The following is a 6776-nucleotide window of genomic DNA, read 5'->3' as shown; positions in this document are numbered from 1 at the left end:
TGCCGCCTCACCCCCGTCGAGGACACCGGAAGCGAGGTGGGCACCGACACCGACACTGCCCTCGAGCTCAGCACCTGACAACCCCAACGAAGGATCCAACCGCTACACCACCACAAGGGGCTTGACCGGCCGCTGTCCCGGTGAAGGATCGGCTTGCGGAACGTGAGCCTCACTCGCAGCGCCCTCTTGCCCGCGTGCTTGGAGGCCGCCACTGAGCTCCGACAGAACCCCGCCATATAGCGGCGCAAGCCACACCCGTCTGGACATGGACAGAGCATGCTGCCAAGTCGTTCGGCGGGCATGGGGTTGCTCTCTCTTCTCCGCTAGGGCGTGTCTGAGAATGGATCCGGGGTCTTAGCCCAACCCTCGAAGCATTATCAGACACGCCCTAGCCCGCCGTCGGCAGCGCCCGTTCGGATCACGTAGCAGGAGGCGCAGAGCGACCCTTGGGGACAGCACTTCCAGCATCCAAGGGGGCGCTCACGATCTGCCTCAGCGCGGCCAGGTGCCCCTGGAAAGCCGCGCGGCCAGGGTCCGTGAGCGCCACCCATGTCCGCGGCCGCCCCACAGCCTGCTTCTGCTTCCGCGTGGAGACATAGCCGGCCTCGGCCAGAGCCTTGAGCTGCTTGGACAGCAGAGAGTCAGAGACCTCGACCACCTCCCGCAGCAGGGCGAACTCCATCTCCACGCTGGAGTCCAGCGCAGCGCAGATCCGGAACCGCGTGGACTGGTGGATCAGCTCGTCAAAGGCGGGGGCAGCAGTCACGAGAGAGTGCGAGTCCTTCCCTGGGTCTCCACGAGCCGGCGCGCCGCCCGGTGAGAGCTCCAACGCAGGAACACGAATCCGACGAGGGCCAGCACCAGCGCCCCCACTGTCAGGGCGACCGGATCCCGCTGCTCCGGCAGCAGCTGCCCGGCTGCGAAGGTCACCCCGTAGACACCTCCGAACATCAGCGCCGTGCTCACCGTGACCTGCCGGTCCCTCAGCATCCCGCGGCGTCGCTGACGCGAGGTGAAGACGAAGGACCCGATCACGAACAAGGCCGCTCCCAGCAACGCACCCCACAGGGTACGTGAGATGAGGCCCACCGCCATCGTCGCCATGCCCACCGCAGCCAGGGCGTCCACCCACCAGGGCTCGACCCCGGCATAGGCGGCACGCCGATGGACGTCTTCGGCCTGCGCGAGGGCCTGGGCCGCCTCGGGGGCGGTGACACGGGAGGAAGAGTTGTTTTCCATGCGTTCAAGCTACTTGCATGAACATGACGAAAGCAACCTCTGCTCGCGTGGGCATCGACCCCACTGGTGCCCACACTTACCTCCGTGGTACCGAACTCGCCCTCAAGTCACCCCCGGCCGCCGCATCCGAAAGCAGCCGCCGCGGTTGTGGAGACGGGGCCCAACGCCAGCCCAGGTCTTTCCAGCTTCGCAGTGCGCACGCCTGGGCTGTCTAGGTTGTCTGCATGCTCACCACGCGACGCCTCACGCTCACAGCCCCCCGAGACGAGGATGAAGAGGTCATCTGGAAGATCCATTCGGACCCACGCACCTACCCACACCGACCTGAGCTGGTCATGACAAGCAGAGCCGAGGCCCACGATCTGCTGCACCGTTGGCAGGCAGACTGGTCCGACCACGGGATCGGATACTTCCTCGTCTCCGAGCAGCACGCCGGCCCCATCGGTTTCTGCGGCACCCGCCCCACGGAGCACCAAGGCCAGCTGGTCCTGAACCTCTACTACCGCTTCGCCCCAGAAGCCCAGGGGCAGGGGTACGCCGAGGAAGCGACCCGAGCAGCCCTCGACTGGGCCATGGCGCAGAAGCCCTCCGCACCGGTGGTAGCCCTGATCTCCCCCGTCAATCAGCCATCAGCCCGGCTGGCACTCAAACTGGGCATGGAACCCGAGCCCCACCCCCACGACGAGGTCGACCACATCGTCTACCGATTCCCCGAACGGCTCGCTCTCCCCCGCGCCGAGTGACCACGACGGCCCATACGGTCGTTTGTGTCTCGCAAGATTCAAGCCACAAGTCTCGCCACCACATCACCGTGGGACGAGAGACGGCGAGGTCCTACTGGAAGACAGCTCCAAACGCCCTCAACCTGCCGGCCCGGCCTCCCCCTTTTCCCGTCGCAAGTGGCTCCCAGGTTTTAGACCTATGACGAGCGAGGTGGTACGACACGCGCGGCCTTATCCGGGGCATAGACGGGCCAGATTTGGGACAGTAACGTCTGTCACATCGCTGTGAGGCACTTTGGCCCATACCGCCGAGAGGGCATCACCCAGGCGGCACTCGCCGGCCCTGGATCATCCGTTAACAAGGCGCCTGGACGTGATAGGCGGGTCACCTCCAAGCTCGCGCACTGCTCACAGACTGGCGCAGTCCAGTCCTCGTCCCGGACACCAGGAGCAACTAATGACACGCAGAGCAACCCTCTCATTCACAGCAGTACTTGCCGCCGTCGCGCTCTGCGCCACCGGGTGCGGCCCGGACCGCCCGGGGATCTCACTGATCGACGACGCCGGCACGCGACTCCTCGTGGCGGACGAGCCTTGGGTGCAACGTTCGGGCGAGTCCAGTCAGCTCGTGACCGGCCGCCTGGAGCTCACCGACGGCGGATGCCTGGTGGTAGCGGAAGAGGACACGGTCAGCGCACCGGATGCCACATCCGATCCCGTGGCCTTCCCCGCCGGGTCGCGGATCGAGCGGGAAGACGACCGGGTGGTGGGCGTCCGCACCCCGGACCGACTCATTCGCCTCGGTGAGAGCCGTGGCTACACGGGCGGCAGGGTCATCCTCGAAGACCTGAAGCCCGAGGTGCCGACCGCCGTGAAGGGATGCCCAACACGGCACAACGTGTTCGTGACCGACGCAGCGGGGTGACCAAGGCACCCACGGAGGGATCAGTCGTGGATGGACCACGAGAACGTCCGACCCACTGCGGCTAGGGCCCGCCTGTTAGTCATGCTCGGGCCTAGGCTGAGTGACTTTGCGCCCGGAAGGGGCCGGCGGCGCTAACGGTCGTTTGTGGCGTCCTCACCACGAGACTCCGAATAGCGTGCTCGTAGCTCTCTGGGCACGCCACAACCGTCGCCACAACCACCTCGTCACAACCTCCGCCGCCTCACCGTTCATGGCGCGTGCTGACCACCCACACCCGGGGCCGCCGCAGTCGCCCCTCCCCACCACGATCCCCCGGCTACCCTGGAGTCATGCCTGAACCCACCGCAGCCTCCCTGCGCATCGCCGTCCTCATGGACAGTGACAACGTCTCCCCCAAGTACGCCCCGCTGATCCTCGAGGAGCTCGCCACCTACGGCACGCCCACGATCAAGCGCGCCTACGGGGACTGGACCACCACCAACCTCAACGGATGGAAGAAGGCGCTGAACCACCACGCCATCCAGCCCGTGCAGCAGTTCGCCTACACCGTGGGCAAGAACTCCTCGGACTCCGCGCTCATCATCGACGCGATGGACCTGCTCTGGATGGGCAACGTGGACGCGTTCGCGCTCGTCTCCTCCGACTCCGACTTCACCCGCCTCGCCACCCGTCTGCGCGAGTCGGGCAAGCGCGTGATCGGCCTCGGCGCCCGCAAGACGCCGGCCTCGCTGCGCAACGCCGTGGACCAGTTCATCTACCTCGAGCTGCTCGGCGCCGAGGACGACCACGACGTCGACGTCGAGACCGACGACGACGCCTCCGAGGCGTCCGACGAGTCGGGCGCCGAGAAGCCCTCGCGCTCGGGCCGAGGCCGCGGACGCGGCCGGGGTCGGGGCCGCTCCGCCGAGGACAAGGACGCGAAGGACGACGACGCCGCCTCGGTCGATCAGACCTCCGACACCGGGGCCGCCGCGGGCGGGACCGACGAGTCCGCCGCCGAGCAGGCCGACGCACCCGCAGAGCCGAAGGCCGCCGCGCGCGGTCGCCGCAGCCGCCGTGCGTCGTCGTCGGGATCGGAGGCGGCCATCGCCGAGGATCCCACGCCGCCGGAGGTGCCGGTGGACGCGGAGCCGGACGCCGACCACGACGTCGCACCGCGCATCAACCTGCAGTCCGCGCTCGTCAAGGCCGTGACCGCCACGAGCTCCGACGACGGCTGGGCCTCGATGGGCCTGATCGGCCAGCACCTGAGCCGCACCCACGTGGACTTCGACCCCCGCGACTTCGGTCACCAGAAGCTCTCCACGCTCGTGGCGGACCAGCCCTACCTGCAGACCCGCACAGAGGGCCGCTCGATCGAGGTCAGCCTCAAGCGCCGCAGCCGCCGCGCGGAGGGCTGAGCGCCCCCACCCCGCGGCGCGGACAGGGGACGGCGGGCGAGCGGTGGGCAGGCTCACCGCCCGCCCGCCGTCGCCCTGTGTTCACCCCGGATCCACCGGACGGTCCCCGAACGCCTCTAAGATGGACGAATGGCCAACACCCTGGAGTTCCTGCGCGCCGTCGACCGCCTGCACGCCTTCTACACCGAGAACGTCCGCATGCTGGCACACGCCTATGACCTCTCGGATGAGGAGGCCTCGACGCTGCTGTCCAACACGGGCTTCGCCAACGTCGCCGTGGCCATCCTGCGCGAGCCCCGCGTGGACATCCTGGGCACGCTGGGCGAGCGCCCGGAGGACGAGAACGGCGACGGCACCCTCTGACGCCTCGGCGCTCCGTCAGCCCAGCCCGGCGAGAGCGGCCAGCACGCCCGCGGCGTCGGGCGTGGCGCACGTCCCCGCGAGCGGCAGGCCGAGGCGCTCGCACGAGGCGCGCGTCGGCTCGCCGATGGCCAGCAGGCGCACCCGCTCCCCCGCCGCCGGCCCCAGGCCCCGTTCGGCGAACTGCTCGGCGGACGAGGAGCTCGTGAGGAGCACCACCGTGCCCGGCTCGGCCTCGGACAGCTGGGCAGGCGTCACGACGGGCGCGTCGGGAGCTGCCGTGCACGCCTCCGCGACGACCGGGTCCGAGGCGCCCACGGATCCCTCCCCCTCGGCGAGCAGCCGTCGCCACGGCGGCGTCCCGGGATACGGCACGGTGCGGTAGGCGACGGCGGTGCGCACGTCCCAGCCCGCCGCGCGGAGCCCGTCGGCCAGCGCGGGCCGGGCGAGGTCGGACTGGGGCAGCCACGCGATCGGCACGGCATGCCCCGCCGCGGGGGGCCAGAGGCCCTCGACGACCTCCGGGGCCGCCGTCGGCCCGGTCATCCCGGCCAGGATGCCCCGGGCCGACCGGTCCTCGGGGGGCGTCCAGACGCGGATGCCGGGCGAGGCGGCGACCAGCACGTGCGCCGTCCCGGGGCCGGTGGCGACCGCCCGCACGCCCTCGTCGACGCCTCCGAAGTCGTGTCCTCGCAGCGCCCGCACGGCGTTGGGGCTCGTCACCACGAGCACGCCGCGCGCACCCGGGGCGATGAGCTGCATGGACATCCTGCCGAGGGCGTCCGCCTCCGCGTCGCCGGCCAGCACGAAGTCCACGAGCGGCAGGAACGCGACCTCCACGGCCTCCCCGCCCACGACGGCGCCCGACAGCCGGGCCTCCAGGGCTCCGGCCTGAGCGGGCTGCCGGGTGAGCAGGACGCGCACGTCAAGCCTCGGTGTCGGTGCCGGTGGCGTCGACGTCGGCGGGGGTGCCGCCCTCGTAGACGTCCTCGGCGGACTCCTTCACGCCGCGCACGGTGCCGGGCAGCAGGTCCGCGCCCTCCGCGATGAACAGCTCCGCCAGGTGCACCCCGAGGGCCTCGGCGGCGAGGAACAGGGTGTCCTCGATCCACTCGGCGGCCTCGGCCGGGTCGGCGGCGACGTCGTCCGGCACGGGGTCCAGCTGCACGGAGGAGGTGCGGCGCAGCACCTGGGAGCCGTCGACGGCGGCCACCATCGCCCGCATCTCGATGCGAGGCGCCCCGGAGTCGAGGTCCTCCACGGTGGCGAGCGCCCCGATCGGCGCGGCGCAGCCGGCTTCGAGGCGGCGCAGCAGCGCCCGCTCGGCGGTCACGGCCACATGCGTGGGCAGGTCGTCCACCAGCTCGAGGGCGCTCCGCAGGACGGCCTCGTCCGAGTCCGGATCGAGGCCCGCGAGCCCCCCGGCCGGGCCGTCCATCAGGGACTCGTCGAGCAAGGGCCGCTCGTCGGCGCGGATCTCCACGGCCAGGGCCCCCTGGCCCGGCGCCGGGACGAGGACGTCCGGGTCGATGCGCTCGGTGATGACCTCGCCCATGCCGAGCCGGTCCAGCCCGGCGCACGCGAGGATCACGGCGTCGAGGTCGCCGCGGGGGGCTCCGGCCGCGGCGGGGGCGCCGTCGTCGTGCTGCTCGAGCCCCGGCACGCGCGCCAGGCGCGTCTGCACGTTGCCGCGGATGTCCACGAGCTCGAGGTCGGGCCGCAGCGCCTTGAGCTGGGCCACCCGGCGGGGCGAGCCCGTGCCCACCCGCGCACCCTCGGGCAGGGTCTCCAGGGTCAGGCCGTCGCGCGCGCACAGGGCGTCGCGCACGTCCGCGCGCGCGGGCACCGCCGCGATCTCCAGGCCCGCCGGCTGGGCGGCCGGCAGGTCCTTGAGGGAGTGGACGGCGGCGTGCACCGCGCCGTCGAGGATCGCCGCGCGCAGGGCCGACGCGAACACCCCGGTGCCCCCCAGCGAGGCGAGCGATCCGGTGGTCACGTCGCCCTCCGTGCGGATCACCACGAGCTCATGGGACAGCCCGGCGCGCTCCGACACGGCCTCCGCCGTCTGCCGGGTCTGCGTAGTGGCCAGGGCCGAGCCACGCGTGCCGATGCGCAGTGCCTCCATGACGG

General features: G+C 71.1%; 8 protein-coding genes. 4 read left to right on the top strand and 4 right to left on the bottom strand.

Annotated elements, in window-relative coordinates:
- Positions 1–418: 418 nt before the first annotated feature.
- Complete coding sequence (locus KZX60_RS09115; RefSeq protein WP_248117654.1) at positions 419–766, bottom strand: transcriptional regulator; 348 nt, start codon at positions 764–766, stop codon at positions 419–421.
- Positions 763–1239 (bottom strand): hypothetical protein, encoded by a 477-nt coding sequence (locus KZX60_RS09110; protein ID WP_248117652.1) that lies wholly within the window; start codon positions 1237–1239, stop codon positions 763–765. The genes KZX60_RS09115 and KZX60_RS09110 overlap by 4 nt, the downstream gene beginning before the upstream one ends.
- A 224-nt stretch (positions 1240–1463) precedes the next feature.
- On the opposite strand from KZX60_RS09110, the gene KZX60_RS09105 reads away from it, so the two are divergent.
- The 4 genes from KZX60_RS09105 (at position 1464) to KZX60_RS09090 (ending at position 4649) form a co-directional block, all read left to right on the top strand.
- Positions 1464–1982: a GNAT family N-acetyltransferase gene (locus KZX60_RS09105; RefSeq protein WP_248117650.1), complete on the top strand. Its 519-nt coding sequence runs from the start codon at positions 1464–1466 to the stop codon at positions 1980–1982.
- A 436-nt stretch (positions 1983–2418) separates the two neighbouring features.
- Positions 2419–2886 (top strand): hypothetical protein, encoded by a 468-nt coding sequence (locus KZX60_RS09100; protein WP_248117648.1) that lies wholly within the window; start codon positions 2419–2421, stop codon positions 2884–2886.
- 329 nt (positions 2887–3215) lie between these two features.
- Complete coding sequence (locus KZX60_RS09095; RefSeq protein ID WP_248117646.1) at positions 3216–4286, top strand: NYN domain-containing protein; 1071 nt, start codon at positions 3216–3218, stop codon at positions 4284–4286.
- Between the two features lie 129 nt (positions 4287–4415).
- On the top strand, positions 4416–4649 hold the full coding sequence (locus tag KZX60_RS09090; protein ID WP_248117644.1) for a hypothetical protein: 234 nt from the start codon (positions 4416–4418) through the stop codon (positions 4647–4649).
- Between the two features lie 15 nt (positions 4650–4664).
- Here the strand turns inward: KZX60_RS09090 and KZX60_RS09085 are convergent, their stop codons facing one another.
- Positions 4665–5570, bottom strand: a complete 906-nt coding sequence (locus KZX60_RS09085) for a uroporphyrinogen-III synthase (RefSeq protein WP_248117642.1) — start codon at positions 5568–5570, stop codon at positions 4665–4667.
- Between the two features lies 1 nt (position 5571).
- Positions 5572–6771 carry a hydroxymethylbilane synthase gene (gene hemC / locus KZX60_RS09080; RefSeq protein WP_248117640.1) on the bottom strand — a complete coding sequence of 400 codons (1200 nt, stop codon included), beginning with the start codon at positions 6769–6771 and terminating at the stop codon, positions 5572–5574.
- Positions 6772–6776 lie beyond the last annotated feature (5 nt).

Source organism: Micrococcus sp. EYE_212 (assembly GCF_023147585.1).
Lineage (GTDB): Bacteria > Actinomycetota > Actinomycetes > Actinomycetales > Micrococcaceae > Micrococcus.
Note: the sequence above shows the minus strand (reverse complement) of the source record. Positions and strands in the feature narration are given on the sequence as shown.